This window comes from Tsukamurella strandjordii (assembly GCF_039525985.1).
Lineage (GTDB): Bacteria > Actinomycetota > Actinomycetes > Mycobacteriales > Mycobacteriaceae > Tsukamurella > Tsukamurella strandjordii.
Window position 1 is genome coordinate 737,578 of the sequence record NZ_BAAAII010000002.1, and the last position, 24,687, is coordinate 762,264.

General features: G+C 68.2%; 27 protein-coding genes and 4 tRNA genes. 7 read left to right on the forward strand and 24 right to left on the reverse strand.

All coding sequences use genetic code 11. From position 1 onward, the window contains the following. The first annotated feature begins 113 nt into the window (after positions 1 to 113). Complete coding sequence (locus ABD108_RS04335; RefSeq protein WP_220656555.1) at positions 114 to 452, forward strand: DUF4190 domain-containing protein; 339 nt, start codon at positions 114 to 116, stop codon at positions 450 to 452. A 93-nt stretch (positions 453 to 545) separates the two neighbouring features. Here the strand turns inward: ABD108_RS04335 and rplA are convergent, their stop codons facing one another. From rplA to ABD108_RS04390, 11 genes are all read right to left on the reverse strand, one after another. Further along, positions 546 to 1,259 carry a 50S ribosomal protein L1 gene (gene rplA / locus ABD108_RS04340; RefSeq protein WP_220656556.1) on the reverse strand — a complete coding sequence of 238 codons (714 nt, stop codon included), beginning with the start codon at positions 1,257 to 1,259 and terminating at the stop codon, positions 546 to 548. Between the two features lie 96 nt (positions 1,260 to 1,355). Continuing rightward, entirely contained in the window at positions 1,356 to 1,787 is a 432-nt protein-coding gene (gene rplK / locus ABD108_RS04345; protein WP_068523954.1) for a 50S ribosomal protein L11, read from the reverse strand. A gap of 61 nt (positions 1,788 to 1,848) precedes the next feature. Continuing rightward, on the reverse strand, positions 1,849 to 2,706 hold the full coding sequence (nusG, locus tag ABD108_RS04350; RefSeq protein ID WP_343929508.1) for a transcription termination/antitermination protein NusG: 858 nt from the start codon (positions 2,704 to 2,706) through the stop codon (positions 1,849 to 1,851). 43 nt (positions 2,707 to 2,749) lie between these two features. Then, on the reverse strand, positions 2,750 to 3,127 hold the full coding sequence (gene secE, locus ABD108_RS04355; RefSeq protein ID WP_220656558.1) for a preprotein translocase subunit SecE: 378 nt from the start codon (positions 3,125 to 3,127) through the stop codon (positions 2,750 to 2,752). 47 nt (positions 3,128 to 3,174) lie between these two features. After that, positions 3,175 to 3,247: transfer RNA gene (locus tag ABD108_RS04360), tRNA-Trp, on the reverse strand. A gap of 115 nt (positions 3,248 to 3,362) precedes the next feature. After that, complete coding sequence (gene hadB / locus ABD108_RS04365) at positions 3,363 to 3,788, reverse strand: (3R)-hydroxyacyl-ACP dehydratase subunit HadB (protein ID WP_220656559.1); 426 nt, start codon at positions 3,786 to 3,788, stop codon at positions 3,363 to 3,365. Further along, positions 3,775 to 4,341 carry a (3R)-hydroxyacyl-ACP dehydratase subunit HadA gene (gene hadA, locus ABD108_RS04370; RefSeq protein WP_220656560.1) on the reverse strand — a complete coding sequence of 189 codons (567 nt, stop codon included), beginning with the start codon at positions 4,339 to 4,341 and terminating at the stop codon, positions 3,775 to 3,777. Before hadA ends, hadB begins: the two co-directional genes overlap by 14 nt. 89 nt (positions 4,342 to 4,430) lie before the next feature. Then, complete coding sequence (rpmG, locus tag ABD108_RS04375; protein ID WP_013125415.1) at positions 4,431 to 4,598, reverse strand: 50S ribosomal protein L33; 168 nt, start codon at positions 4,596 to 4,598, stop codon at positions 4,431 to 4,433. 32 nt (positions 4,599 to 4,630) lie between these two features. Next, positions 4,631 to 4,704, reverse strand: a tRNA-Met gene (locus ABD108_RS04380). A gap of 32 nt (positions 4,705 to 4,736) precedes the next feature. Further along, a tRNA-Thr gene (locus tag ABD108_RS04385) sits at positions 4,737 to 4,809 on the reverse strand. 135 nt (positions 4,810 to 4,944) lie between these two features. Beyond that, positions 4,945 to 5,027 (reverse strand) — tRNA-Tyr (locus ABD108_RS04390). Between the two features lie 93 nt (positions 5,028 to 5,120). Between ABD108_RS04390 and ABD108_RS04395 the strand changes: the two genes are divergently transcribed. Then, on the forward strand, positions 5,121 to 5,612 hold the full coding sequence (locus ABD108_RS04395; protein ID WP_220656561.1) for a YajQ family cyclic di-GMP-binding protein: 492 nt from the start codon (positions 5,121 to 5,123) through the stop codon (positions 5,610 to 5,612). Positions 5,613 to 5,735: 123 nt separating this feature from the next. Here the strand turns inward: ABD108_RS04395 and ABD108_RS04400 are convergent, their stop codons facing one another. The 7 genes from ABD108_RS04400 to menD form a co-directional block, all read right to left on the reverse strand. Further along, positions 5,736 to 6,650: a type IV toxin-antitoxin system AbiEi family antitoxin domain-containing protein gene (locus tag ABD108_RS04400; RefSeq protein ID WP_220656562.1), complete on the reverse strand. Its 915-nt coding sequence runs from the start codon at positions 6,648 to 6,650 to the stop codon at positions 5,736 to 5,738. 214 nt (positions 6,651 to 6,864) lie between these two features. Beyond that, positions 6,865 to 7,674 (reverse strand): M48 family metalloprotease, encoded by an 810-nt coding sequence (locus ABD108_RS04405; protein WP_255585722.1) that lies wholly within the window; start codon positions 7,672 to 7,674, stop codon positions 6,865 to 6,867. Between the two features lie 55 nt (positions 7,675 to 7,729). After that, positions 7,730 to 8,722, reverse strand: coding sequence for a polyprenyl synthetase family protein (locus ABD108_RS04410; protein ID WP_220656564.1), 993 nt, complete (start codon positions 8,720 to 8,722; stop codon positions 7,730 to 7,732). Between the two features lie 4 nt (positions 8,723 to 8,726). Next, complete coding sequence (locus ABD108_RS04415; protein WP_343929510.1) at positions 8,727 to 9,416, reverse strand: demethylmenaquinone methyltransferase; 690 nt, start codon at positions 9,414 to 9,416, stop codon at positions 8,727 to 8,729. Positions 9,417 to 9,436: 20 nt separating this feature from the next. Beyond that, positions 9,437 to 10,588, reverse strand: coding sequence for a glycosyltransferase family 4 protein (locus ABD108_RS04420; RefSeq protein ID WP_343929512.1), 1,152 nt, complete (start codon positions 10,586 to 10,588; stop codon positions 9,437 to 9,439). Between the two features lie 37 nt (positions 10,589 to 10,625). Continuing rightward, entirely contained in the window at positions 10,626 to 11,108 is a 483-nt protein-coding gene (locus ABD108_RS04425; RefSeq protein WP_220656567.1) for a DUF3592 domain-containing protein, read from the reverse strand. Continuing rightward, entirely contained in the window at positions 11,105 to 12,751 is a 1,647-nt protein-coding gene (gene menD / locus ABD108_RS04430; RefSeq protein ID WP_305110143.1) for a 2-succinyl-5-enolpyruvyl-6-hydroxy-3-cyclohexene-1-carboxylic-acid synthase, read from the reverse strand. The genes ABD108_RS04425 and menD overlap by 4 nt, the downstream gene beginning before the upstream one ends. An 84-nt stretch (positions 12,752 to 12,835) precedes the next feature. On the opposite strand from menD, the gene ABD108_RS04435 reads away from it, so the two are divergent. Continuing rightward, positions 12,836 to 14,101, forward strand: coding sequence for a saccharopine dehydrogenase family protein (locus ABD108_RS04435; RefSeq protein ID WP_220656569.1), 1,266 nt, complete (start codon positions 12,836 to 12,838; stop codon positions 14,099 to 14,101). A 1-nt stretch (position 14,102) separates the two neighbouring features. Here the strand turns inward: ABD108_RS04435 and ABD108_RS04440 are convergent, their stop codons facing one another. Then, positions 14,103 to 14,363, reverse strand: a complete 261-nt coding sequence (locus ABD108_RS04440) for a metal-sensitive transcriptional regulator (RefSeq protein ID WP_220656570.1) — start codon at positions 14,361 to 14,363, stop codon at positions 14,103 to 14,105. A 124-nt stretch (positions 14,364 to 14,487) separates the two neighbouring features. On the opposite strand from ABD108_RS04440, the gene ABD108_RS04445 reads away from it, so the two are divergent. Together ABD108_RS04445 and ABD108_RS04450 are read left to right on the forward strand one after the other, a co-directional pair. Further along, positions 14,488 to 16,731 (forward strand): MMPL family transporter, encoded by a 2,244-nt coding sequence (locus tag ABD108_RS04445; RefSeq protein WP_343929513.1) that lies wholly within the window; start codon positions 14,488 to 14,490, stop codon positions 16,729 to 16,731. Between the two features lie 58 nt (positions 16,732 to 16,789). Further along, entirely contained in the window at positions 16,790 to 16,954 is a 165-nt protein-coding gene (locus ABD108_RS04450; protein WP_343929514.1) for a hypothetical protein, read from the forward strand. Here the strand turns inward: ABD108_RS04450 and ABD108_RS04455 are convergent. Beyond that, positions 16,951 to 17,433: a hypothetical protein gene (locus tag ABD108_RS04455; protein WP_343929516.1), complete on the reverse strand. Its 483-nt coding sequence runs from the start codon at positions 17,431 to 17,433 to the stop codon at positions 16,951 to 16,953. The two genes, ABD108_RS04450 and ABD108_RS04455, sit on opposite strands and share 4 nt — an antisense overlap. Positions 17,434 to 17,543: 110 nt before the next feature. Here ABD108_RS04455 and ABD108_RS04460 point away from each other — a divergent pair, with 110 nt between their 5' ends. Next, positions 17,544 to 18,008, forward strand: coding sequence for a hypothetical protein (locus ABD108_RS04460; RefSeq protein WP_343929518.1), 465 nt, complete (start codon positions 17,544 to 17,546; stop codon positions 18,006 to 18,008). Here ABD108_RS04460 and ABD108_RS04465 read toward each other — a convergent pair. Together ABD108_RS04465 and ABD108_RS04470 are read right to left on the reverse strand one after the other, a co-directional pair. Continuing rightward, entirely contained in the window at positions 17,976 to 18,974 is a 999-nt protein-coding gene (locus tag ABD108_RS04465; RefSeq protein WP_343929520.1) for an o-succinylbenzoate synthase, read from the reverse strand. The genes ABD108_RS04460 and ABD108_RS04465 overlap by 33 nt on opposite strands. Positions 18,975 to 18,999: 25 nt before the next feature. Beyond that, the gene (locus tag ABD108_RS04470; RefSeq protein WP_343929522.1) at positions 19,000 to 19,866 is read right to left on the reverse strand and encodes a 3-hydroxyacyl-CoA dehydrogenase family protein; all 867 of its coding nucleotides are present in this window, start codon (positions 19,864 to 19,866) and stop codon (positions 19,000 to 19,002) included. A 164-nt stretch (positions 19,867 to 20,030) separates the two neighbouring features. Here ABD108_RS04470 and ABD108_RS04475 point away from each other — a divergent pair, with 164 nt between their 5' ends. Next, positions 20,031 to 20,957 (forward strand): 1,4-dihydroxy-2-naphthoyl-CoA synthase, encoded by a 927-nt coding sequence (locus ABD108_RS04475; protein ID WP_343929524.1) that lies wholly within the window; start codon positions 20,031 to 20,033, stop codon positions 20,955 to 20,957. A 37-nt stretch (positions 20,958 to 20,994) separates the two neighbouring features. On the opposite strand, the gene ABD108_RS04480 is transcribed toward ABD108_RS04475, so the two are convergent. Next, complete coding sequence (locus ABD108_RS04480) at positions 20,995 to 21,381, reverse strand: hypothetical protein (protein WP_343929526.1); 387 nt, start codon at positions 21,379 to 21,381, stop codon at positions 20,995 to 20,997. A 733-nt stretch (positions 21,382 to 22,114) separates the two neighbouring features. Then, a complete protein-coding gene (locus ABD108_RS04485) occupies positions 22,115 to 23,896 on the reverse strand; it encodes a hypothetical protein (RefSeq protein ID WP_343929528.1) in 1,782 nt (593 codons plus the stop codon). Between the last annotated feature and the right edge of the window lie 791 nt (positions 23,897 to 24,687).

Consider the following 24,687-nt stretch of genomic DNA (forward strand, 5'->3'; position numbering starts at 1 on the left):
CCCGCACCGACACGAGACGGCAGGCCGCGGCGCCAAGCGAACGAAAAGTGCCCGGCAGGCCGCCGCTCGTAGCCTGGGCGGCAATCGCGGATCCACCGCCGGAGAGGGGAAACATGTCGACACCGCACGGCCCGTACCCACCGGTCTACGACCTCGACCCGGCGGTCTCCCCGTACCCGATCCCCCGGTATCCGGCGGGTCCGAGCACGCCCGGCACCGGGCCGAACGGTGAGCGGTTCGACGATCCCGAGTCCACTCTGGGCATCGTCGGCCTGGTGCTCGCACTGTTCTGCGGGCTGCCGGGGCTGATCGTCTCGCTGATCGCGCTCAACAACTCCAAGCGGCGCGGCTACCGCAACACCATCGCCCTGGTCGGCGCGATCATCGGCGGTGTCGGCACCCTGCTGCCGCTCGTCTACCTCGGCTTCCTGGTGCTGCTGCTCGTGGCCTGAGGCGCACCGTCGACCCGGTCCGGAAAACGCGACAGCCCCCGACCGGTGAGGTCGGGGGCTGTCGTGGTTACAGGCCCTGAATGGGGACGGAGGCTAGGCCTCCTCCTCCGCGAGGTTGCTCACTCGCGACGGATCCACCTGGATGCCCGGTCCGGTGGTCGTCGAGACGGTGACCTTCTTCAGGTACCGGCCCTTGGCCGCCGACGGCTTCGCGCGCAGGATCTCGTCCAGCGCGGCGCCGTAGTTCTCCACCAGCTGCTTCTCCGTGAACGAAGCCTTGCCGATCACGAAGTGCAGGTTCGACGCCTTGTCGACGCGGAAGTTGATCTTGCCGCCCTTGATGTCGCCGACGGCCTTGGTGACGTCGGGCGTCACGGTGCCGGTCTTCGGGTTCGGCATCAGGCCACGGGGGCCCAGCACGCGAGCGATGCGACCGACCTTGGCCATCTGATCCGGGGTGGCGATCGCGGCGTCGAACTCGAGCCAGCCGCCCTGGATCTTCTCGATCAGGTCCTCGGCGCCCACCTCGTCGGCACCCGCGGCCTTGGCCTCTTCGGCCTTGTCGCCGACGGCGAAGACGATCACGCGGGCCGTCTTACCGGTGCCGTTCGGCAGGTTGACGGTGCCGCGCACCATCTGATCGGCCTTGCGGGGGTCGACGCCGAGTCGCATGGCGACCTCGACGGTGGCGTCCTGCTTGGTGGAGGAGGTCTCCTTGGCCAGCGTGACAGCCTCGAGCGGGCTGTACAGCTTGTCCTTGTCGACCTTCTCGGCAGCGGCCTTGTAGGCCTTGCTGTTCTTGCTCATGAAAACTCTTTCGTTTCTTGCCCGGCTAGTGGGCAGTGAGTGGTTCTGCGGGCCGAGCCGGCCCTCCCACGGGACGCACCAGGGCGTCCCGGCGACTTACTCGACGGTGATACCCATCGAGCGAGCAGTGCCGGCGATGATCTTCGCGGCCTGATCAATGTCGTTCGCGTTCAGGTCTTCCTTCTTGGTCTCGGCGATCTCGCGCACCTGATCCCAGGTCACCTTGGCGACCTTGGTCTTGTGCGGCTCGCCCGAGCCCTTCTGCACACCCGCTGCCTTGAGCAGCAGCTTGGCGGCCGGAGGAGTCTTCAGCTTGAAGTCGAAAGAACGGTCCTCGTAGACCGTGATCTCGACCGGGATGACGTTGCCACGCTGCGACTCGGTCGCGGCGTTGTACGCCTTGCAGAACTCCATGATGTTGACGCCGTGCTGACCAAGCGCGGGACCCACGGGCGGAGCAGGGTTGGCCTGCCCGGCCTGGATCTGCAGCTTGATGAGCCCGGCGACCTTCTTCTTCTTCGGGGGCATCCTCAGTTTCCTTTTTTCATCACCCCACGCCGTTGCACCGGCGCGGGAAGTCTGTTTCTCGCTAGATGATCTTCTCGACCTGGTTGAACGCGAGTTCAACCGGCGTCTCACGACCGAAGATCGAGACGAGCACCTTGAGCTTGCGCTGCTCGGCGTTGATCTCGCTGATCGACGCGGGCAGGGTGGCGAACGGGCCGTCCATGACGGTGACCGACTCGCCGACCTCGAAGTCGACCTCGACCGCGGGACCCTGCGAGACCGCACCGCCCGACGTGGCGGCGGCACCCTCGGCACCGGCCTTGTCCTTGGCGGGCTTGCGACGCGCGCTCTCGGGGAGCAGGAACTTCACGACCTCGTTCATCGTGAGCGGCGAGGGCTTACTGGTCAGGCCGACGAAGCCGGTGACACCGGGGGTGTTGCGCACGGCGCCCCAGGACTCGTCGTTGAGGTCCATGCGCACCAGGATGTAGCCCGGCAGCACCTTGCGGTTGACCCGCTTCTGCTGGCCGTTCTTGATCTCGGTGACCTCCTCGGTGGGGACCTCCACCTGGAAGATGTAGTCGCCGACGTCGAGGTTCTGCACACGGGTCTCGAGGTTGGCCTTGACCTTGTTCTCGTAGCCCGCGTAGGTGTGGATCACGTACCAGTCGCCGGGGGCGGTGCGCAGCTGCGCCTTCAGCTCCTCGACGGGGTCGATCTCCTCGGCCTCGGCCTCCTCCTCGACGAGTTCGGCGCCGTCACCGGCGGCCGCGTCCTCCTCGGGGGTGCCGAAGACGCTCTCCTCGACCTCGATCAGGGCCTCGTCGGCCTGATCGACGGCGTCCTCGGCCTGCTCGACCTCGGTGGCCGCGGCGGCGTCATCGACCAGCACGTCCTCAGGGGAGTTCTGGTCTGCCTCGTTGTGCTCCGGGGTGCTCACAGCGCCGAAGTTCCTTCCGTCTCGTCTTCTCGTGCCTGGAATATCAGCCGAACGCCCAGAGCATCAGCTTGGCGAAGCCGAGGTCCAGCAGGCTCACGAACGCGGTGAGGACCACCACGAAGATGAGCACGATGATCGTGTAGTTGATCATCTGGCTACGGGTCGGCCAGATGACCTTGCGCAGCTCGGCGACCACCTGCCGCAGGAACAGCCAGATGGCGGCGAAGGGGTTCCGCCGCGGCGGCTTCTCCGGCTCGTTGCGGGACGTGTACTGCGTGACGTCCTTGCTGACCTGCTCGGCCAGCGCGGTGCCACCGCGACGACCGCCGCGCTTGCCCGTGGGGCGGGCCTGCTTGGCGCCGTCCTCGGCGGCGCTGTCGCCGGCGGTGCCGGTGGTCGCGTCGTCGTGCTCGTCGCTCACGCAAATCCCTCCACTGGTCGTCCGGCGAACCGAGGAGCCCGCCTCTGCAGGGGTGACAGGACTTGAACCTGCAACCTGCGGTTTTGGAGACCGCTGCTCTGCCAATTGAGCTACACCCCTTTGCAGAACCAGGAGGTTCTGCACCCGCGACTGTCTCGGGGCGCGTTCAAGCACCCGTCAAAGTTGCGGACAGTTCAGTGTACGGCACAGACGCGCCGCACCTCAAAACGGGCGGTCAGGCGAACTGGACCGTGGCGATCGGCTTGCCGAAGATCTTGCGGTCGCCCTGCTTCACGGTGAGCAGCACGACGCCGGTCTTGGTCTCCGGATCGAGCGACTTGATCTTGCCCGCGTACTGCAGCTCGGCCTTCTGGTCGGCGGGGACGTACACCGGCGCGGTGAAGCGCACGCTGTACTCCTTGAGCGCGCCCGGATCGCCCAGCCACTCGGTGACGTAGTTCGAACCGAGGCTCATGGTGAGCATGCCCTGCGCGACCACGTCGTCCATGCCGGCGATCTTCACGATGTGATCCGACCAGTGGATGGGGTTCGGGTCGCCCGTGACACCGGCGTAGTTGACGAGGTCGCCGCGGGTCAGCTCGAAGGTCCGCTCGGGGAGCTCCTCGCCCACGGTCACGTCTGCGAAGTTACGAAGTGCCATACATCATCACCTTTTCCATGGCATCCATGAACGCCGGGTCTTCGCCCTCGCCGGAGCGTCCGGCCAGGGTGGTCCAGGACGTGACCAGCAGGTTGCCGTCCTGATCCGTGATCACGTTGCGCGTCACGATGAGATCGACGCCGGCGGCCTGCCGGAAAGCGTCGAAGTGGACGTGCGTCGTGAGGGTCATACCGGCCACGACCGGGGCGTGGAAGTGCGCCTTCTGCTCGGACTGCACCACGGGCCGGCGGCCGTACCCGACGATCGCCTCCTCGAACAGGGGGCGGTGCGCGATGATGCCGATCAGCGAGAACATGATGGGCGGCGCGACCAGATCGGCGTACCCGGCGGCGCGGGCCGCCTCCACATCGTGGTGGATGGGGTCGTGCGCCTGGCTGGCCTGTGCGAACTCGCGGACCTTCTCGCGGCTGACGAAGTACTTGTCCTTGTACTCGTAGTTGTAGCCGACGGCGGCGGCGGTACGGGCCGCCACTTCCTCCGGGCTGAGCTGCTCGGTGACCGGACCACCCGGAACATCGATCTCATGGCTCACGTGTCGAACCTACCTAACGTACTGGGGCTGAAGGCAGTATGCCAAAGGGGAGGGCATCCTCGCGGACGCCCTCCCCTTCGTCGTTGGTCTTAGCGCGATTCGCGGTGCGCCTGGTGCGAGCCGCAGTTCGGGCAGAACTTCTTCAGCTCGAGACGATCGGGATCGTTGCGACGGTTCTTCTTGGTGATGTAGTTGCGGTGCTTGCACACCTCGCACGCCAAGGTGATCTTGGGGCGAACATCTGTCGATGAAGCCACGTCGGTTCCTCTTTCACGATCGATATCAGTTGTAGCGGTGGGGGGGCTCGATCCCCCGACCTCACGATTATGAGTCGTGCGCTCTAACCAGCTGAGCTACACCGCCCTGAGCTATCAGCACTTCGCACTGGTCTAGCGAGCCCCCTGACGGAATCGAACCGTCGACCTTTTCCTTACCATGGAAACGCTCTACCGACTGAGCTAAGGGGGCGGGTTCCGGCTCGCCGTGACAGCGTTCCAGAGCCTCAACGAGACTACACACCGCGGAAGAGTTTGAACAAATCCGCTGGTCACTCCCGTTATCGCTCCGGCCCTCGACGAGCCGATCGTCGAGGGCCGGAGCAGGTGGCACGTGTAGGATTCGAACCTACGTAGGCATAAGCCGACGGATTTACAGTCCGCTCCCATTGGCCGCTCGGGCAACGTGCCTTTCGCTTCCCCGAAGGGCAGCGGACGATACACTACAACGCCCCCACTGGGGCGATCAAACCCGCAGGTCAATTGATAAGGAGCTTCAGCCCCATGGCCGATTCGTCGTTCGACGTGGTGAGCAAGATCGACCGCCAGGAGGTCGCCAACGCCCTCAATCAGGCGTCGAAGGAACTGAGCCAGCGGTACGACTTCCGCGGCACCAACACCACGGTCGAGAGCTCCGGCGAGGACAAGATCGTGATCACCTCCGACGCCGAGGAGCGCGCCAAGGCGGGCCTCGAGGTGTTCCAGGAGAAGCTGATCAAGCGCGGCATCTCGCTCAAGGCCTTCGACGCCGGCGATCCGGTCGCCTCGGGCAAGACCTACAAGATCACCGGCACCCTGGTGGAGGGCATCACCAGCGAGAACGCCAAGAAGATCAGCAAGCTGATCCGCGATGAGGGCCCCAAGTCCGTCAAGCCGCAGATCCAGGGCGACGAGCTCCGTGTCTCCAGTAAGTCGCGCGACGACCTGCAGGCCGTCCAGTCGCTGCTGAAGAACGCCGACCTCGACATCGCCGTCCAGTTCGTCAACTACCGCTAGCTGCGGGGTTCGTCCCCCACGCTGCGCCAGCCCGCGAGCTCTACGTTTCGTCCCCCGCCGCAGGAACATCGTCCGGTGGGGGACGAAACGTTTGAGTCGCCCGACGGTGCCGCGTGGGGGACGTCACGCGGCGGCGAGACCGTGGCGGGCGAACGCCGCGACGAGCTTGCGGCGGAGCAAGGTGTCATCGATCAAGTCCTGCCACCCCCATCGGACGATCTCGATCCCGTGCGCGGTGAAGGCTGCGTGCCGCTCCTTCTCCGCCTCGAGTGTGGCCGCGCGGCGATCGGCCGACTCGCCGTACTTCCCCCGGCCGTCGAACTCTCCGACCAGCGCTCCCCACTCGAAGTCCGCGTAGTGCGTGCGGCCGCCGAATTCGTACCCGGTCTGCAGCCGGGGTACCGGCATCCGCCAGGCGTGCATCAGCATCCGGGACCAGGACTCACCTGCTGACTCGCTGCAGTCGACGGACAGGTGCAGCGCGCGTCTCGCCACTGCGGAGCCGCGCCGCCGGCCGAGTCCGTCGAGCGTGGCCCTCAGCTCGCCGATGCTCACGGGCACCGGGTCCGTGGCGGTCGGGAATCGGCGGACCAATCGCACACTGTCGAGCGCCGCGACCGCGCGCACCAGGTCGCCCGACATGGCCACATCGAGCGCCGTGCGGGCGCGCGTGGTGACCCGCGCACCGTCGACCAGCGTGATCTCGGTCTCCGCCAGCGGCCGCGGGTGCACGTGGATACCCGGCCTGCGGCCGCCGCCGTGTCGCCGGTCGACCGTGAAGTGAACGTCCTTGCGGGCCGGCTGCAGGACCGGGATGTCGTGCAACGCCGCGGCGCTCTCGTGGCTGATGACACCGCTGCACGACCGCGCGGCCGCGAGCACCCGCATGCGGTACAGCGCCCACGGCGGGTAGTCCCCCGCGCGGGCGTAGGCCCCGGTCGCCAGCCTGAGCAGTTCGCCGCGCGTCACCGCGCGGCTGATCTCCGCGCTGTTCCACCCGGTGGCCAGCAGGTACGCCCTCGACAGAATCTCCCCCATGCGTGAATTCAACCCCGGCGGAACTGGGCGGCCGTCCCGCGACTGCGGGGTTATCCACAGGCCGGAGCTGTTTCCACAGCCCTGTTCGTCCCCCTCGCCGCGCCGATCCGCGCGCATCCGGCTTCGTCCCCCACTGCAGGAACGTCGTCAGGTGGGGGACCACACCTTGAGCACGCCCGACGGTGCCGCGCGGGGGACGACCGCGGCCGGGTGCCTAGTCCGTGAGACTCTCCAACCGCCGGACCCGCTCCTCCAACGGCGGATGGATGCGGAAGGCGCGGGCGTAGCGCTCGCCCTCGCGGAAGGGGCTGACCACCATGGCGTGGGCGTGGACGGCGATGTCGGGATCGGGGGGCAGGGGCGCGGTGACCACACCGGCGGCGGTTTTGCGGAGCGCCCGGATGAGCGACGGTGGGTCGCCGGTGAGCAGGGCACCGTCGTGGTCGGCGCGGTACTCGGCGGTCCGCGAGACGCCCAGCCGGATGATGCCGCCGGCGATGGGGGCGAGCACGGAGAGCATGGCGTCGACCACCCGGCTGCGGCGCGACCCGCCGTCGCCGAAGCCGAGGAGGTAGCCGAACCCGGCGAGCCCCACGATCACCGCGCCGACGGCGCCGGCCACCGAGGAGACGAGGGTGTCGCGGGAGTGGATGTGCGCGAGTTCGTGGCCGAGCACGGCGCGCAGCTCGCGTTCGTCGAGCCGGTCGAGCAGCCCCTGCGTGCAGCAGACCGCGGCGTGCGCGGGGTTGTGGCCGGTGGCGAAGGAGTTGGGGGCGTCGGTCGGCGAGACGTAGATCGCGGGCATCGGCTGCCGGGCCGCGGTGGACAGTTCGCGGACCAGCCGGAACAGCAGCGGGTGTTCCAGTTCGGAGACGCGGCGGGCGTGCATCGCGCGCAGCGGCAGCGACGGTCCCGACGTGTAGAGGTAGGTGCACAGGCCCGCCGCGCCGACGATCGCGACGATGAACCCCTCCTGCCCGAAAACGGCGCCGGTGGCCAGCACGAACCCGGCGACCAGCGCCATGAGCAGCGCGGTGCGGATCTGGTTGGCGTGGGCGTGCACTGGGGGTGGTGCCGGGTCAGCCCAGGCGGGCGACCGTGAAGGTGACCAGCGACTCGAGCGCGCGACGCGCCTCCGATTCGGGCAGCTGCGCGAGCTCGGAGCGCGCGGTGTCGGCGTAGCCCTCCAGCGTGACGCGGGCCTGCTTCATGCCCTCGGACCGGCCGAGGAGTTCGATGGCCTCGGCGACGAGCGCATCGTCGGTGACGGGGCCCACGAGGATCTCGCGGAGCCGGTCACCGTCGGGGCCCGGGTCGCGCAGGGCGTGCAGCACCGGCAGCGTCCAGACGCCCTCGCGCAGGTCGGTGCCCGGAGTCTTGCCGGACTGCTGCGCCACCGAGCTGATGTCGATGATGTCGTCGCTGATCTGGAAGGCCATGCCGATGGCGTCGCCGATGCGGTACATGCGCTGCGCCAGCTCCTCGGACGCCCCGCCGTGCAGCGCGCCGAGCAGGCCGCAGGTGGCGATGAGGCTGGCGGTCTTGCCCCAGATGGTGTCGAGGTAGTGCTGCACCGGGTCGGAATCACCAGCGCCCTTGAGTTCGAGCATCTGGCCGGTGACGAGTTCGCCGAAGCACTTGGCGATCACGCCGACGGCGCGGGGGCCGAGGTCGGCGCCGAATCCGGAGGCCTTGGCGAACAGGAAGTCGCCGGCGAGGATCGCGATCGAGTTGCCCCACCGGGCGTTGGCCGACGGTGCGCCGCGGCGCGCGTCGGCCTCGTCCATCACGTCGTCGTGGTACAGGGTGGCGAGGTGGGTGAGTTCCATCGCTGCTGCGGCGGTGATCACCTGGTCGGACGGGCTGCCCGCGATGCGCCCGGACAGCAGGGTGAACATGGGCCGGAACCGCTTGCCGCCGGCCTCGAAGAGGTGCAGTGCCTCCTCGATCACGCATCCGTTCGCCTCGGCGATGCCGTCGGCGATCACTTGCTCGACCCGGGCCAGATCGGCACGGACCCCCGCCGCGAACTCCTCGGACCCGAGGTCGACTCCGGTCACCGTCTTCTCCACGAGTTCAGCCTAGCGGGCGCACGGCGCTGTGCAGCGCGACGATGCCGCCGGTGAGGTTCGTCCAGCGCACGTCGCCCCATCCGGACTCCCGGATGATGTCGGCGAGGGCGGCCTGGTCGGGCCAGCTCTTGATGGATTCGGCCAGGTAGGAGTAGGCCTCGGGGTTGGACGAGCCGCGGGCGACCAGTTGGATGGCCTGGAGTGCGACGTTTTCGTAAAGGGCGCGGAAGGCGCCGTTGGTGGGGGTGGAGAACTCGCACACCACGAGCCGGCCGCCGGGCCGCACGACGCGGGCCATTTCCCGCAGGCCGGCGGCGGTGTCCTGCACATTGCGCAGGCCGAAGGAGATGGTGGCGGCGTCGAAGGAGTCGTCGGCGAAGGGCAGTGCCATCGCGTCGCCGGCCACCATCGGCACGGGCCGGAAGGAGCCGGCGTGCAGCATGCCGGTGGAGAAGTCGCAGGCCGCGGCCCAGGCGCCGGACCGGGCGAGTTCGACGGTGGAGACGCCGGTGCCGGCGGCGAGGTCGAGCACCTTCTCCCCCGCCTTGAGCTCGAGCGTCTGCCGGGTGCGGCGGCGCCAGTAGCGGTCCAGGCCGCCGGTCATCAAGGTGTTGGTGCGGTCGTATCGACGGGCGACACCGTCGAACATCGACGCCACCTCGCCGGCCTGCTTTTCCAGCGATGCTCGTCCCATGCCCCGAAAGCTACACGAAGTCAGACGGCCCGCCCGACGGCGACGTCGGGGGCTCCGGTGATCACGCTCTCGTAGTGCGCGAACAGCTGATCGCACAGCGCCGGCCAGGTGCGGGCGAGCACCGATCGGCGGGCGGCCTCGCCGAACCGGGCGCGCAGGGCGGGATCGGCGAGGGTGTCGATCACGCCGGGCAGCAGATCGGCGAATTCGGCGGTGGGCAGCAGGTAGCCGTTGCGGCAGTGCGCGACCAGGTCGCGGGGTCCGCCCTGGTCGGGCGCGATGGACGGGACGCCGGAGGCGAGGGCCTCCTGCACGGCCTGGCAGAAGGTCTCGTGCTCGCCGGGGTGCACGAAGACGTCGAGGGAGGCGTAGGCGGCGCCGAGGTCGGCCCCGCCGAGCTGTCCGGTGAAGACGGCGTCGGGCACGAGTTCGCCGAGGCGCGCGCGTTCGGGACCGTCGCCGACGATAACGAGCTGCACGTCGTCCCGGCCGGACAGTCCGGCGAGGCGTTCGACGTGCTTCTCGGCGGCGAGGCGGCCGACGAAGCCGACGATCATCCGATCGGGGTGTTCGCCGAGCCATCGGGCGCGCAGCTCGGCGCTGCGGTGCGACGGTGCGAAGCGTTCGGCGTCCACGCCGCGGGCCCAGGTCTTCACGCGGGGGATGCGGTGGTCGCGCAGGTCGCGGATCGATGCGGACGACGGTGCCAGGGTGAGGTCGCACTGCTTGTGCAGTTGCCGGGTCCACCACCAGGCGGCGCGCTGGAGCGGGCCGAACCCGTAGGAGCCGGCGAAGCCCGCGACGTCGGTCTGGAAGATCGCGACGGTCGGGATGCCGAGTCGCTTGGCGGCGGCGAGGCCGCCGGCGCCGAGGAAGTACGGCGAGGCGAGGTGCACCACGTCGGGGCGGAAGTCGCGCAGCACGTCCACCATGAGCATGCCGGGCTGTCCGATGGGCAGCGATGAGATGCCGGGCAGCATGCGCGCGGGCACCCGGTACACGGGGAAGCCGAGGTGCTCCAGTGGGGCGGGGTCCGAGCCGGCGACGGAGTCGGGCGCGATCACGATGGCCTCGGTGCCGGTGCGCCGGCAGTGTTCGAGCACCCGCAGCACCGAGTTGGTCACTCCGTTGACGTTCGGGAGGAAGGATTCCGCGACGATGGCGATACGCACGAGGTCAGTGTGGCCGGACCCGGTGCCGCGACGTGGCCTATCGGTTGTCGGTCGTCGGAACGTCGGGTGAACTGTCGGTCACCGGGGCGGCCGGTTCCGCGTCGGCGGTGCGCCGGTAGGTCACGGCGATGAGCGTCATGATCGATCCGACCACGAGCCAGGTGACGCCGGCGACGGACGCGGCGGGGAGGATCGCGACGTGGGCGTCGCGTCCGGCGACGCGCACGAGTTCGGGGTCGTCGCGGCTGTATTCGACCTGGATCCGGTCGCCGACGGTGAGTCCGCTGGGGTAGAGCACGCCGAGCGGCGGATTGTGGTTGACGCCGTCGGGTGTGTAGAAGCTGATGGTCGAGCGGCGGGGTCCGGCGGAGAGCACCTCCGCGGTGGCGGCGCCGAGGTTCTTCTCGATGGTGCGGTCGTCGCGCCAGGCGGCGAGCACGAGCACCACGCACAGGCCGGTGATGAGGATGGCGGTCCACAGCAGCACGAGCTGCACGCGCCGCAGGGCGGTACGGCTCACCGGCCCTCCCCCGTGATGCGGGCGCGCATCCCGGCGTGCAGGGCGCGCAGGCCGGTGCGTCGGGTGCGCACCTCCACCACCCGCAGGCCGGGTTCGGCGGCGATGGCGGCCAGTTCGTCGATCTCGGCGAGCCGGTATTCGATGCCGTAGGCGGTGCAGAGGGCGGCGAGGTCGGTGCCGTGCGGGGTACCGAAGACGCGGGCGGCGGCACCGTCGTATTCGGCGCCGGAGTACCGCTCCTCCCCCTGTTCGAGCAGGTTGAAGATGCCGCCGCCGTTGTCGTTGGCGACCACGATGGTGAGGTCGCGGGGCCGGGGCTCGTCGGGGCCGATGAGCAGGCCGGAGGCGTCGTGCACGAAGGTGAGGTCGCCCATGAGGGCCACGGTGCGGCGGTCGGGCAGGGCGAGGGCGGCGCCGACCGCGGTGCTCACGGTGCCGTCGATGCCGGCGACGCCGCGGTTGGAGAGCACCGTGACGCCGGCGGGGAGGTCGCCGGCGAGGGCCACATCGCGCACGGGGTTGGAGGCGCCCACCACGAGTTGGTCGCCGGGGTGCAGGGCGGCGCACACGGCGCGGGCCACGTGCAGTCCGGTGACGGGTTCGGCGTCGAGTCCGTCGGCGACGGCCGCCCGGGCCAGACGGTCCGCTTCGGCGCAGCGGGCGAGCCAGGCCTCGTCGGGGTCGCCGACGGGGACCACGCGGGTGCCGGTGGCGGCGACGTTGCCGGAGACGTCGGGCCAGCGGGGGCCGGTGGTGACGGCGTAGACGGTGACGTCGGGGTCGGCGAGCAGTGCGCTCACCTCGCGGTGCAGGGTGGGCCGCCCGCAGATGATGGCCTGCCGGGGGCGCAGCAGCGGGAGCGCCCAGGGGTGCAGCGGGTTCTCGGCGCGGGGCGCGGTGGGTTCGGCGACGGTGGGCAGGTGCCGCAGCGCGGGGTTCTCGCCGGCGCCGTGTCCGGAGATGACCACGGTGTCGGGGCTCAGGTCGATGGGCAGCGGTACGTCGAGGGTGGCGACGGGGGCCACGGTCCAGGGGCCGCCGTCGGGGCGGCCCTGGGCGAGGGCGGGCGACGGGTCGTCGGGCACGAGGGGTTCGCGCAGCGGGATGTCGAATTGGACGGGGCCGGCGTTGCCGGTGCGGGCGCCGCGGGCGGCGGCGAGCGCGCGGCAGACGGCGCTGCGCCACTGGGAGTTCCGGTCGAGGCCGGGTTCGGCGAGGCCGAGGGAGAGGCTGGCGCGCACCTGGGTGCCGAAGATGCCGAACTGTTCCACGGTCTGGTTGGCGCCGGAGCCGAGCAGCTCGTACGGGCGGTTGGCGCTGATCACCAGGAGCGGGACGCGGGCGTAGTTGGCCTCGTAGACGGCGGGGCTGAGGTTGGCGACGGCGGTGCCGGAGGTCATGATCACGGCCACCGGTCGGCGGGTGGCGGAGGCGATGCCGACGGCGAGGAAGCCGGCGGTGCGTTCGTCGATGCGCACGTGCAGCCGCAGGTCGCCGCGGATGTCGGCGGCGTGCACGGCGAAGGCGAGCGGTGCATTGCGGGAGCCGGGGCAGAGCACGATGTCGGTGACGCCGCCGCGCACCAGCTCGTCCACGATCACGCGCGCCTGCAGCGTGGACGGGTTGGGTGCGGCGTTGTGCATGGCGACCACCTTACGACCGACCAGCGGTGGCGGTGCACCGCGAACGCCCCCGCGGCGCCGCGCGAACACTGCTAACATGGCGCCATGACTGCGGGTACCAGGGAATTCGACATCATCGTTTTCGGCGCCACCGGCTTCGTCGGTGAGCTCACGGCCCGGCATCTGGCCTGGCACGCACCCGCGGGGGTGAAGGTGGCCCTGGCCGGGCGTTCGCAGGAGAAGCTGGAGAGGCTGCGCGATCGCCTGGGTGGCGACGCCGCCGGCTGGGGCATCGTGACCGCCGATGTCGATGCCCCGTCCACGGTGGATGCGATGGTCGCGCGCACCACGGTGCTGTGCACCACGGTGGGCCCGTACGCGAAGTACGGCGAGATCGTGGTGGGTGCGTGCGTGAACGCGGGAACGCATTACACCGATCTCACGGGCGAGGTGCTGTTCGCGCGCCGCTCCATCGACAAGTTCCATGAGCAGGCCGCCGCGAACGGAACGAAGATCGTGCATTCCTGCGGATTCGACTCGATCCCTTCGGATCTGGGCACGTACCTGGTGTACGAGCGCGCCAAGTCCGACGGTGCCGGCACGCTCGGCCCCACCACGCTGGTGATCCGCTCGATCCGCGGCGGTGCGAGCGGCGGCACCATCGCCTCGGCGATCGGCCTGGCGGACGAGGTGACCGCGGACCGCGAGGCGCGGCGGGTGGCGGGCCGGCCGCATTCGCTCAGCGTGGATCCCACGCGCGAGGCGCCGCAGCAGCCGGGCGACCTGTCGGTGGTGAACGCCGCCTCGGTCGATCCGTCACTGTCGGGCACGCTGGCGCCGTTCTTCATGGCCAGCTACAACACTCGTGTGGTGCGGCGTTCGAACGGTTTGCTGGACTTCGCGTACGGCCCCGATTTCAGCTACCGCGAGACGATGGCGGTGCCGGGCCCCTCGGTGGTCTCGAAGGTCGGTTCGCATCTGGTGCAGGGTGCGCTCGCGGTGGGGATGGGCGCGTTGGCGATCAAGCCGCTGCGCCCCGTGCTCGATCGCATCCTGCCGCAGCCGGGCCAGGGGCCCAGCGAGAAGTCGCAGGCGAAGGGCAATTTCATCGCCGATGTCTACTCGCGCACCACGGGTGGGCGGCGCTACCGGTCGACGATCGGCGCCGATCTGGACCCCGGCTACAGCGGCACGGCCGTGATGCTGGGCGAGTCCAGCCTCGCGCTCGCCCTCGACGGTGACGCGGCCCGCGGCGGCGCGAAGCTGCCGGACCGCGGCGGCGTGCTCACTCCCGCGGTCGCGCTGGGCGATGCGCTGGCGGATCGCCTTCGCGCGCAGGGCTTCACCGTGAAGGTCGACGAGCTGTCGTAGCTCAGGCCAGGGCCAGGAAGAGCTTCTCGAGCTTCTGCTGGTCCACGTTCTCGGGGCCCTCGGTGGCGATGCAGTGCTGCAGGCCGGTGGCCACGAGGGCGTAGCCGCTGCGGCCGAGCGCCTTGTTGACGGCGGCGAGCTGGGTGAGTACGTCCTCGCACTCCTCGCCCTCCTCGAGCATCCGGATCACGGTGGCGAGGTGGCCGTGGGCCCGCTTGAGCCGGGTCACAATGGGTTTCGCACCCTCGTCGGGGATCCTCATCGCGTCACCGCCGCGGTGCGGATCTTGATGTTCGCGACCGTGCGGGCGTGCTGCGCCATGCCGTTCCCCTCTTCCCGCCGCCGGTCGGCCGGAGATCGGTTCCATTGTACAACCCCCTAGGGGGATGTTACGTTCCTCATATCCCCCCGGGGGGATACGAGAGGAGTCTTCCGTGTCGCACACCGCCGACGGGGCCGCACCGTCCACCACTCCGCGAACGCCGCGCCCGGGCCCGCTCGGGCGCCTCGGCGGCTGGGTGATCGACCATCGTCGTTCGGTCGCCGTCACCTGGCTGCTCGCGATCATCGCGCTGGGGCTGTTCGCACCGTTCGTGGAGAAGAACCTGTCCGGTGCCGGCTGGCAGGCGAACGGATCGGAATCGGTGCAGGCCAGAGAGCTGGCGCAGGCGCACTTCGGGGGCAACGCCAGTCATGCGATCCAGGTGGTGGTCAGCAGCGCGGGCGCCCCGCTCGACCAGGGCGACGGTCCGCGGGTGCTCGCGCGGGTCACCGAGATCCTGCGCGCCGATGCGCGGATCGCCGAGGTCGTGGCGCCGCAGCCGGGTGCCGGACTGAGCGCCGACGGCCGCACCGCCGTCGTGCTCGGCGGCGCCGGGGCCGACACCAACGAGATGGTGCGTACCGCCACGGATCTCACGGAGTCGCTGGGTGCGGCGTCCACGGCGGACATCTCCGTGAACCCGACCGGCTCGTCGATGCTGTGGTCGGATTTCAACGCTGCCAACCTCTCCGCCATGCTCACGTCCGAGATGCTCTCCTGGCCGGTGACACTCGCGATCCTGGTACTCGCCTTCGGCACGCTGGTGGCGGCGGGCCTGCCACTCGCGCTGACCCTGGCGGGCCTGGTCGCGTCGGCCGGTTCGCTGGTGCTGATCAACGAGATCGTCCCGGTGTCGATCTGGGCCATGAACTTCGCGATGATGTTCTCCCTGGCCCTGGGCATCGACTACGCCCTGTTCCTGGTGGTGCGTTACCGCGCCGCGCGAATGGAACAGGGCCTGTCCCGGCGGGATTCGATCGCACAGATGATGGATACCGCGGGCAAGGCGGTACTCCTGTCCGGCATCACGGTGCTCGTCTCGCTGTCGGCGGTGATGCTGGTGCCCTCCCCGTCGTTCCGCTCCATGGCGGGCGGAATCATGGTGTCGGTGGTGTTCATCCTGGCCGCCACGCTCACGCTGCTGCCGGTGGTGCTGTTCGTCCTCGACATGCGGATCAACAACCTGCCGATTCCGTGGGCGCAGGCCGCCACCCACCGGTCGCCGCGATTCGAGCGCTGGGGCGCGCGGTTGTGGCGCAATCCGCTGGCGTGGGGCGGCGGGGCACTGGCCGTCCTGATCGCACTGGCCGTGCCCGTGATCGGACTCCGCACCGCGATGCCCTCGATCACGGTGCTTCCCGAGAGCGCCGATGCGCGAATCGGTTACAACGAGGTGCAACGCGCCTTCGGGCCGGGCGCTCCGGGCACCCTGCAGATCGTGGTGCCCACCGCCGAGGCTCCCGCCGCCGCACAGGTGCTCGGCACCGACCCCGGGATCGCCGGCGCGATGCCCGCGATGCCCGCAGCCGACGGCAGCGGGCTGAGCCTGATCTCCGCGGTGCCGGGCGTCGACCCGTCCGATCCGGCGCTCGCGGGCACCGTCGACCGGCTGCGCACCACCCTGCCCGACGGTGCGCTGGTCGGCGGCGCCGCGGTCGAGAACATCGATCTGAAGAAGCAGCTCGACAGGTCGACACCGCTGGTGATCGGCATCATCCTGATCCTGGGATTCGTACTGCTGGTGGTGGCGCTGCGGGCACCGCTCATCGCGCTGCTCGGAACCGGGGTGAGCCTGCTGTCCACGGCTGCGGCCTTCGGTGTGGCCCGGCTGATCTTCCAGAACGGATTCGGTTCGTCGTTCCTGGGTTTCGAATCGCAGGGATTCCTCGACGCGTGGGCACCGGTCTTCTTCTTCGCGATGATCTTCGCCATCGCCATGGACTACACGGTGTTCCTGTTGTCGTCGGCGAAGGAGCATTGGGAACGCACGGGCGATCCCGAGCAGGCGATGGTGGGCGCGGTCGCGCAATCGGGTCGGGTGATCTTCGCCGCGGGCGGCGTGATGGTGGCGGTGTTCTTCACCTTCGCGCTGTCGGGGCCGCTGCCGCCGAAGGAGATGGGCGTGATCCTCGGCGTCGCGGTGCTGCTCGACACCTTCCTGGTGCGGCTGATCCTGCTGCCGGTGCTGCTGCGCCTCACCGGGCGCCGTGCGTGGGCCTGCCCCGCTCCCCTGGCGCGGGTGCTCCCGGACATCAGCTTCGCGCACGACGCGGGCGATCCGGCCCCGGCGGCGGATACCATTCACTAGCGCGCGCTTTCGAGGAGTTCCGCGAGTTCGCCGGCGCCCCGGAGCCAGAGGAGAGACCATGTGCCACGCCGTCCCCTGCCGTACGTGCGGCAAGACCACCTGGGCCGGGTGCGGCTCGCACGTCGACGCGGTGCGGGCGATGGTCGCGCCGCAGGACTGGTGCGCCGGTCACACCGCCGAGGAGCCGACCGCCACGCGCCGCAGGCTCCCCTGGTTCCGCTAGCCGCGGTCGTCGGTGGGCGTGGGCGGCGCCAGCTTGGTGCGGTCCTCGGCGGCGATCAGCCGCTGCACCCGTTCCTGCGCCTCGCGGATTCCATCGGCGTAGAGCTTCTCGTCGGCGGTGCCGTCGGTGAGCACGAAGTCGAACTCACGGCTGGTGCCCAACCGGTCGGCGGCCTCGGCGAAGCGGCCCTGCCTGCGGTAACCGTCGGCCAGGTTCAGATGCAGCGAGGGCATGAACCCGGCGACCGTGAGGGTGGGGTGGATGGCCTGGAGATCGGCGTCGGAGACGTTCACCGATTCCCGCAGCGAGACCTCGTCCCACGCCACCTCATCGTCGAGGTCCTCCTGCAGATCGGCGATGAAGTGCGCGGCGATGCAGCGGGAGGCGTGATCGGCGGGGTCGATCTCCGCCCAGAGCGCGTCCAGCTTCGGCTTCCGGGAATCCGGCTCCGCGGTGAGGGCGGCGTTCAGTTCGGTCATCAGGTTCTCCACGCTCCGGACCCTAGACCACGCCACCGACAATCTCAGCGCGGGCGGATTCGTCGGCCGTTCCGGGTGTGGCGGGGCACCGGCACCGCTACAAAGGGGAGGTGAGACGAATTCTGGCATCGGCCCTCCTCGTGCTGCTCACCCTGTCCGTCGGGACCGTCCCGGCCGCGTACGCCGCGGACGTCGAGGCCGCGATCGCGCGCGGAATGACACTGGTGGGTACCGATACCTTCGGCGAGTACGGCTGCGAGGACTTCGTCGATTTCGCCTACGGCCGCACCACCGCCAACGGCATCCCCCGCGATCATGCGCGGTCGTTCTACGAGGCCCTCGCCGCCAAGGGGCTGGGCCATCCCGAGCTTCCGGCACCGCGCGGCGCGCTGGTCTTCACCGAGAGCGATTACGGCTTCCACGTCGATATCTCGCTCGGCGACGGCACCTATCTCAGCGGCGCCGTGCAGGGCCTGGCCCGCGGGCTCGGGGACGGCAGTCAGATCCAGATCATCGATGCGCCGAATCCGCGGCCGCACCGGCTACTGGGCTGGGCCCACGCTCCCTGGAAGTAGTGCGGCGCAGCGTCGCAGGCGGTCGAGCCACCAGTCGCGGCGCTCACCCGTCTCCTCGACGGCGGCGATGGTGGCCTCGTCGGGGTCGACCGCGGCCACGCGCAGCGCACCGTCGACCACAGGGTGCGTGCCGAGGTCGGCCGTGAAGAAGCCGCCGGTGCCCAGCCCCGCCGCGTTCCCCTCGGGAATCGCTGCGGCCGCGGCGATACCGGCGGTGAGGCCGACAGCGGTGTCGAGCGCGGAGGAGACGGTCACGCGCACGCCGGCGGCGGCGCGGAGCTTGGCCGCCACGTCGAGCACCGCCCGGACCCCGCCCAACGGCGGCACCTTGACCACCGCGACGTCGGCGGCACCCAGCTCGGCGACGCGCATGGGATCGTCTGCGCGGCGGATGGATTCGTCGGCGGCCACATCACAGGCGCCGGCGAGGAGGGCGCGCAGTTCGGCCAGTTCCTCGACGGTGCGGCAGGGCTGTTCGGCGTAGTCCAGCGGCCCCTGCTCCAGGATCCGGCTGATCACGGCGTACGCCTCGGGCACCGTCCAGCCGCCGTTGGCGTCGATGCGGACGGCACCGTCCGGCCCGAGGGCGGCGCGCACGGCGGCCACGCGGGCCACGTCGTCCTCGGCGCTCTGCCCCTTCTCGGCCACCTTCACCTTGGCCACCCGGCAGCCGGGGAACCGGGACAGCACCTCGGGGACCTGCGCGGCGGTCACGGCGGGCACGGTCGCGTTGATGGGCACGACGGTGCGCACCGGGTCCGGGAAGCCCTCGTACGCCGCCTCGATGCCGGCCCGCAGCCAGTTGGCCGATTCGATGTCGTCGTACTCCGCGAACGGGGCGAATTCGCCCCAGCCGGCGGGGCCGCGGAAGACAACGGCTTCGCGAGCAGTGATGCCGCGGAAGCGGACCCGCATCGGCAGCCGGACCACGCGGGCGGAGGCGAGGAGTTCGTCGACGTCGACCATGCCCCCAGGGTAGGGGGCGCGAGTGCTAGGCGCTGTAGTCGTAGAAGCCTGCGCCCGTCTTGCGACCGAGCCGGCCCGAATCGACGTACTCGTGCAGCAGGCGGCGCGGCCCCTCGGGCAGGTTCGGATTCTCGGCGGCGTAGTGGTTCTCGATGTCGAGCACCACGTCGAGGCCCACGTTGTCCATCATCTGGAAGGGGCCCACGGGCATGTGCCAGTTGACCTTGAACATGCCGTCCACGTCTTCGGCGGTGGCGACGCCCTCGGCCACCACGGCGAGGGATTCGCGCTTGATGGCGGCCCACACCCGGTTGAAGATGAAGCCGGTACTCTCCTTCTTGGCCTCGAACGGGATCACGCCGAATTCGGGGAGGATCTGCAGGAGCGAGTCGATCAGCTCACGGGAGGTCTCGCCGTCGGACATGAGGTCGACCGCGTTCGCGGTGGGCGGCATGTAGAAGTGCATGTTGAGGAAGCGGGTCTTGTCGGTGATCCGCTCGTCCATGAGCCGCGAGGCGTAGGAGCTGGAGTTGGTGGCGAAGATCGCGTCGGCGGGTGCGGCCTCGTCGATCTGGCCCCACAACGGGATCTTGATGTCGAGCCGCTCGGGGACCGCCTCAATGATCAGCCAGGCGTCCCGGACGGCGGCGGCCAGATCGTCGTGGGCCACGGCGCGCCCCACAGCACCGGTTCCGCGCTCGGTGATGATGCCCGGAAGGGTCTGCGCCACATAGTCGACGGCGGCCTGTGCCTGCGTGGCGTCGGGGTCGTAGACGCGGGCCTCGCCACCGCGGCTGCAGAACATGAGGGCGATGCGACGGCCCAGTGTTCCGGCGCCGATCACGGCGACGGGGCGGTTCTTGATCGCGTCGAAGGTGTACGCGTAGTTCATGGCTACTCCTGATGGGTGAGGGAAGTCAGGCGCGGGCTGCACCGCGGGTCGCGGTGGCCGGGCTGCCGATCATCGAAGTTGATTCGATCACTTAAGTAATCGTACTCCGGGTGGACGGCCCCGGTTCACGCCACCCGGTGGCGGCCGACAGTAGAGTCGGACGGGTGACTTTCAATCCCGAGCTGTGGAAGCCCGTCCCGGGCTTCGAGGACCTGACGGACATCACCTACCACCGGCACATCAGCCAGGGCACGGTGCGCGTCGCGTTCGACCGCCCGGAGGTGCGCAACGCCTTCCGACCGCACACCGTGGATGAGCTGTACTCGGTGATGGACCACGCGCGGCGGTCGGCCGATGTGGGCGCGGTGCTGCTGACCGGTAACGGTCCGGCACCGAAAGACGGGGTGTGGGCCTTCTGCTCCGGTGGCGATCAGCGGATTCGTGGGCGCAGCGGGTACCAGTACGCGACGAGCCACGACTCCGATGTCGCGGGGGCGACCGCGGACGGCGTCGACGAGGCCAGGGTGAAGGCCGAGGGCGGCCGGCTGCACATCCTGGAGGTGCAGCGGCTGATCCGGTTCATGCCGAAGGTGGTGATCGCGCTGGTGAACGGCTGGGCCGCCGGCGGCGGGCATTCGCTGCACGTGACGTGCGATCTGACGCTGGCCTCGCGGGAGCACGCGAAGTTCAAGCAGACCGATGCCGATGTGGGCAGCTTCGACGCCGGCTACGGCAGCGCCTATCTCGCCAAGCAGGTGGGCAACAAGTTCGCGCGCGAGATCTTCTTCCTGGGCGATGTGTACAGCGCCGAAGACATGCACCGCATGGGCGCTGTGAACCGCGTCGTGGATCACGACGAACTGGAGAACGTGGCGCTGGAGTGGACCGCGAAGATCCTCGGCAAGAGCCCGCAGGCGCAGCGAATGCTGAAGTACGCCTTCAATCTTCCCGACGACGGCCTCGTGGGGCAACAGCTCTTCGCCGGTGAGGCGACCCGCCTGGCCTACATGACCGACGAGGCTGTGGAGGGCCGGGATTCCTTCCTAGAGAAGCGCGCCCCCGACTGGTCACCGTTCCCCTACTACTACTAGCCGACGCTAGTGCAGAGTTAAAGCTAGTGCAGATCGATCACATGAGCTGCGATCGCGCCATCTTCACACCTCGCACAACCCACACAACTCCGTAGTAAATCGCAAAAAATGAAACCGGGACAACGAACCCAAATTGCCATCGCTGAGGGATGCTCCCAAAGTTTACGTACGCCATAGTAACCATAGTCAGCGTGAGTGCGCCCGAGACGATCATGAGGACTGCCAATACAGGCCCGGAGGTCTCTCCATTCGCATCCGCCGCAGGTTGCACATCACCGATCGATTCACTCATAAACCCGCCTCCTGGTAAATCATCTGTCACTCCCGTTCTCATTTTCTCCAAAGGTAAACCTTCCGAATCTTGCGAAAAGCTCCGTTGCCACAACGGGTGAACTAAGCGCGGCAATTCGCGTATCTTCGTCATCGCACAAATTCTCAATTGCGACCAGCATCGCTTCACTGTCTACGTGATAGCGAACAGGATGCACTTCAACCCTGATTTGCGTGCCGCAATTTGAGCCAGACTCTCGATCAACCAACAGTTCGACTATCGGATATGCGCCTCGGAGGATGGGTCTGATATCTTCTATTTCACTCCATCGAACCATTGTATTACGCACCCACAGGTTCTGCTTTGTGAACATAAATTCAGGGTCTGTTATTCTGCTAGTATTCCATAGACCCAACATTCCACCAACAATCCACGAAAACCAGAATAGCGTAAGGAATATGCTTCCTAGGCTTTCTACGCCTCCGAGTGTGGCAACCCCGAGAAAACCGTCTAAGATAACTAGTGTTGCGACTGCCATAGGAAAGAGTTTTGTAACCGAGATCGCCGATCGTATCGCAATCTCCGGACCTCGGTCCGGAGATGCTGCAGTCCAATCAACTAGCGGGGGCGCGTTACGTCGCACCCGAATATTGCACACGCCAGCCAATGCGATCGTGAAACCTGTCACCATGAGTGAGAGCGCAAACCAATCATTTAGGTCGTCGAGCGACCCATTTGGCCCGACGATTTCGACGGTCAATCCCACAACACCTAGCAATAGAAATGTCGCCAGAACTGCTGCAACGAACCAACACAATCGAATCTTCCAAACCGGCCACTCAACGGGCCAGCTCGAATCAATCGCTTCAGACCTTGAGATCATGGCTCACCAGAATTTCAGTTTCGACGCAGCTTTTCCAATTCCACTCGCTGCCGACAGGACAGCCTTCTTCGTCCCATCATACCCTCTATTGACAATTTCCGTACCAACGCCAGATCCGATAACGGCGCCTACCGCGCCAATTCCCGCGCCGGCCAAAGTCCCTACCCCTGGAAATAGCATCGTCCCGATCGCCGCACCCGCGGCCGCTCCGCCTAGACTTCCCAGCCCCTTTGCGAACGCCTTGTCTGCCGGCGCGCCGCTTTTGGCCTCTTGATACGACTGATACATGGTCGTCGCCGCACCAATTCCAGGCAGACGCTTAGATGCAGAGGAGAGCAGATTTCCTGCCTTGCCTAGCGCATTGGCCTTAACGCCGTTGACAGCCGATGACGCTCGATCGGCGATCTTGGTCGGGTTGTACCACGGTTTCTGTGCAGCCCTTTCCGCCGCCATCGTTGCCTTCTGGCTCGCCGCGCGCTCTGCCGCAATCACTTGCGGGGTCAGCTTCTTAGCTGCCGGCGCAGCAGCAGTGAGGGCAGAATTGGCAATGGACATAGGATTGCCATCCGCTCCGATGTTCTTAGCTGAGTCAACTGCGAAGTTGACCGCATTTTCCACGGCTTCTTTCCCCTTGTCGGTCACCTTGTTGCCGGACGCAAACATACTGGTGTCTGACATAAGTGAGACGTCCTGACGATTGATTCCGTCAGAAGGCGCATCGTCATACGAATCTTGTCCCCCTTCTGAACCGCGCTGCGATGTCTGCGCCCTCGGCACTCCATCGACGTCTCGCTGAGATGCCGGAGTCGCTTGTCGCCCGACAGCAACACCACCGTGATCACCAGGCTCAGCCCGACCGGCTTCTCCGCCTGTTCCGTTGACTCCCGGTGCCGCACCCGGCTTGCGGCGGCCGGCAGCGATGGCGGCCGCCTCACCAACTAGGTAGGCCCACGACGGGGCACCGCCTTTGCTGTCTCCGCCGCCGGGGCCGGTACCGCCATGGTCGGAGCCCGAACCGCCGCTCCCCGGGGCAGCTCCGCTACCCGCGGCGCCGGGAGCCGGGCACTGCGACTGGGTCTGGGTCACCGTCACCGTCGGCTGACCCGACGTCTGCTGACCGGACTGCGTGGGCTGCCCCGACTGCGTGGGCTGACCGGGCGCGGTGGTGCGCACCGGACTCTGCTGCTGATTCCCCTGTCCCTGGCCGGGTTGCTGGCCCTGACCGGTCGGGTTCCCCGGAATGTTCGGCGCCTGCTGACCCGGCGTACCGAACTGCGGAGTCTGCGCCTGAATACCGTCACCGCTATTGCCGCCGCTGCCCGCAGGCGAGGTCGCGATCCCATTGTTGTCCTGACCGCTGCCCTGATTGCCCTGCTGACCACCCGGCGCGGTCGTCTGCTGCGCCGGCGGAGTGATCGTTAAATCCGGACCCGGCCCCGGACCACAGGTCGCCGGACCACCACCCGGACACGGCGCCGCCGAAGCAACCCCCGCACCCGGACCGGTCGCGGCGAAGCCCATCATCCCGACCGCCACCACGATCCCAGCCACCGCAGCCGCGGCACGCACCTGCTCCGGCGCGGGCGCTCCCACCCCCGCCGAGCGGAGCTTGCTCAGACCGGTGAAGAAGATCCGCCCGACGATCACCATGATCAACCAGAACGTCAGAAACACCACCGGCACCGGCGTGAACCGCGGCGCCTCGATGGAGAACATCACCCCACCGACCATCCCCGCCAACCCGATCACCGTCAGGAACGCACCCTGCAAGCGCTGCTGCGCCACCGAGCCGTCATTACCGTCGCGGGTGCCGCCGTTCGCGGCACCAACGGGCTTCCCCCGAGCATGCGCTGCCACAGACCTCACTCACCTTCCATCTTCACGAACACCAGCCCCATCGACCATGAGGCCGGAAAGAGGGATTGCGCCCGACGCGGGCACTGATAGACCCAGTTCGCCACCGATCCACAACCGGGTCAACCGGCATTGGCGCTCCGATCCGCGCATATTCGCTGCTCACGGGACATATCCGAGCAATTCATATAGCGCCCCGGTTGAACGGCATCAGCCCGTTCAACGGCATATAGCGGTCCCCTATATGCCCAGGTCATCGCTGACAACACGCCATGTCGCGCTACTCGGCAGCCAGACGCCCCGGCCTCGTCCAGAACTCGATCCCCCACTTGGCGCCAGCGCACCGCGGCCGCAGCACCCAGCCGAAGCCGGGGCTTCTGCCTGGAGAAGCGCGCCCCGACTGGCCGCCATCCCCCTGGTACTACCGATCGATCATCTCCGCCAGGAATCAGCGACCACTTTCAATCCCTCAACTTCCTTCAAGCGCACGAATAGATCGTCACGGATACACTCGATCCAATTGGGATATCTTCGGGCGGACGCACGGTCAACATTGAATATATCCGCTGCGGAGAAGCTGCTTCAGGTAGGGAAGTGAGTGCATCTAGGGTTGAGAGAACATTGTTGGTATCGATGAGATATCCAAACGCCGTCATGTACTCAGAAGCACTCCCAATATCTTCGCTCGAGAATCGAACTGATGGGGCGCCTCGTGGAGGCTC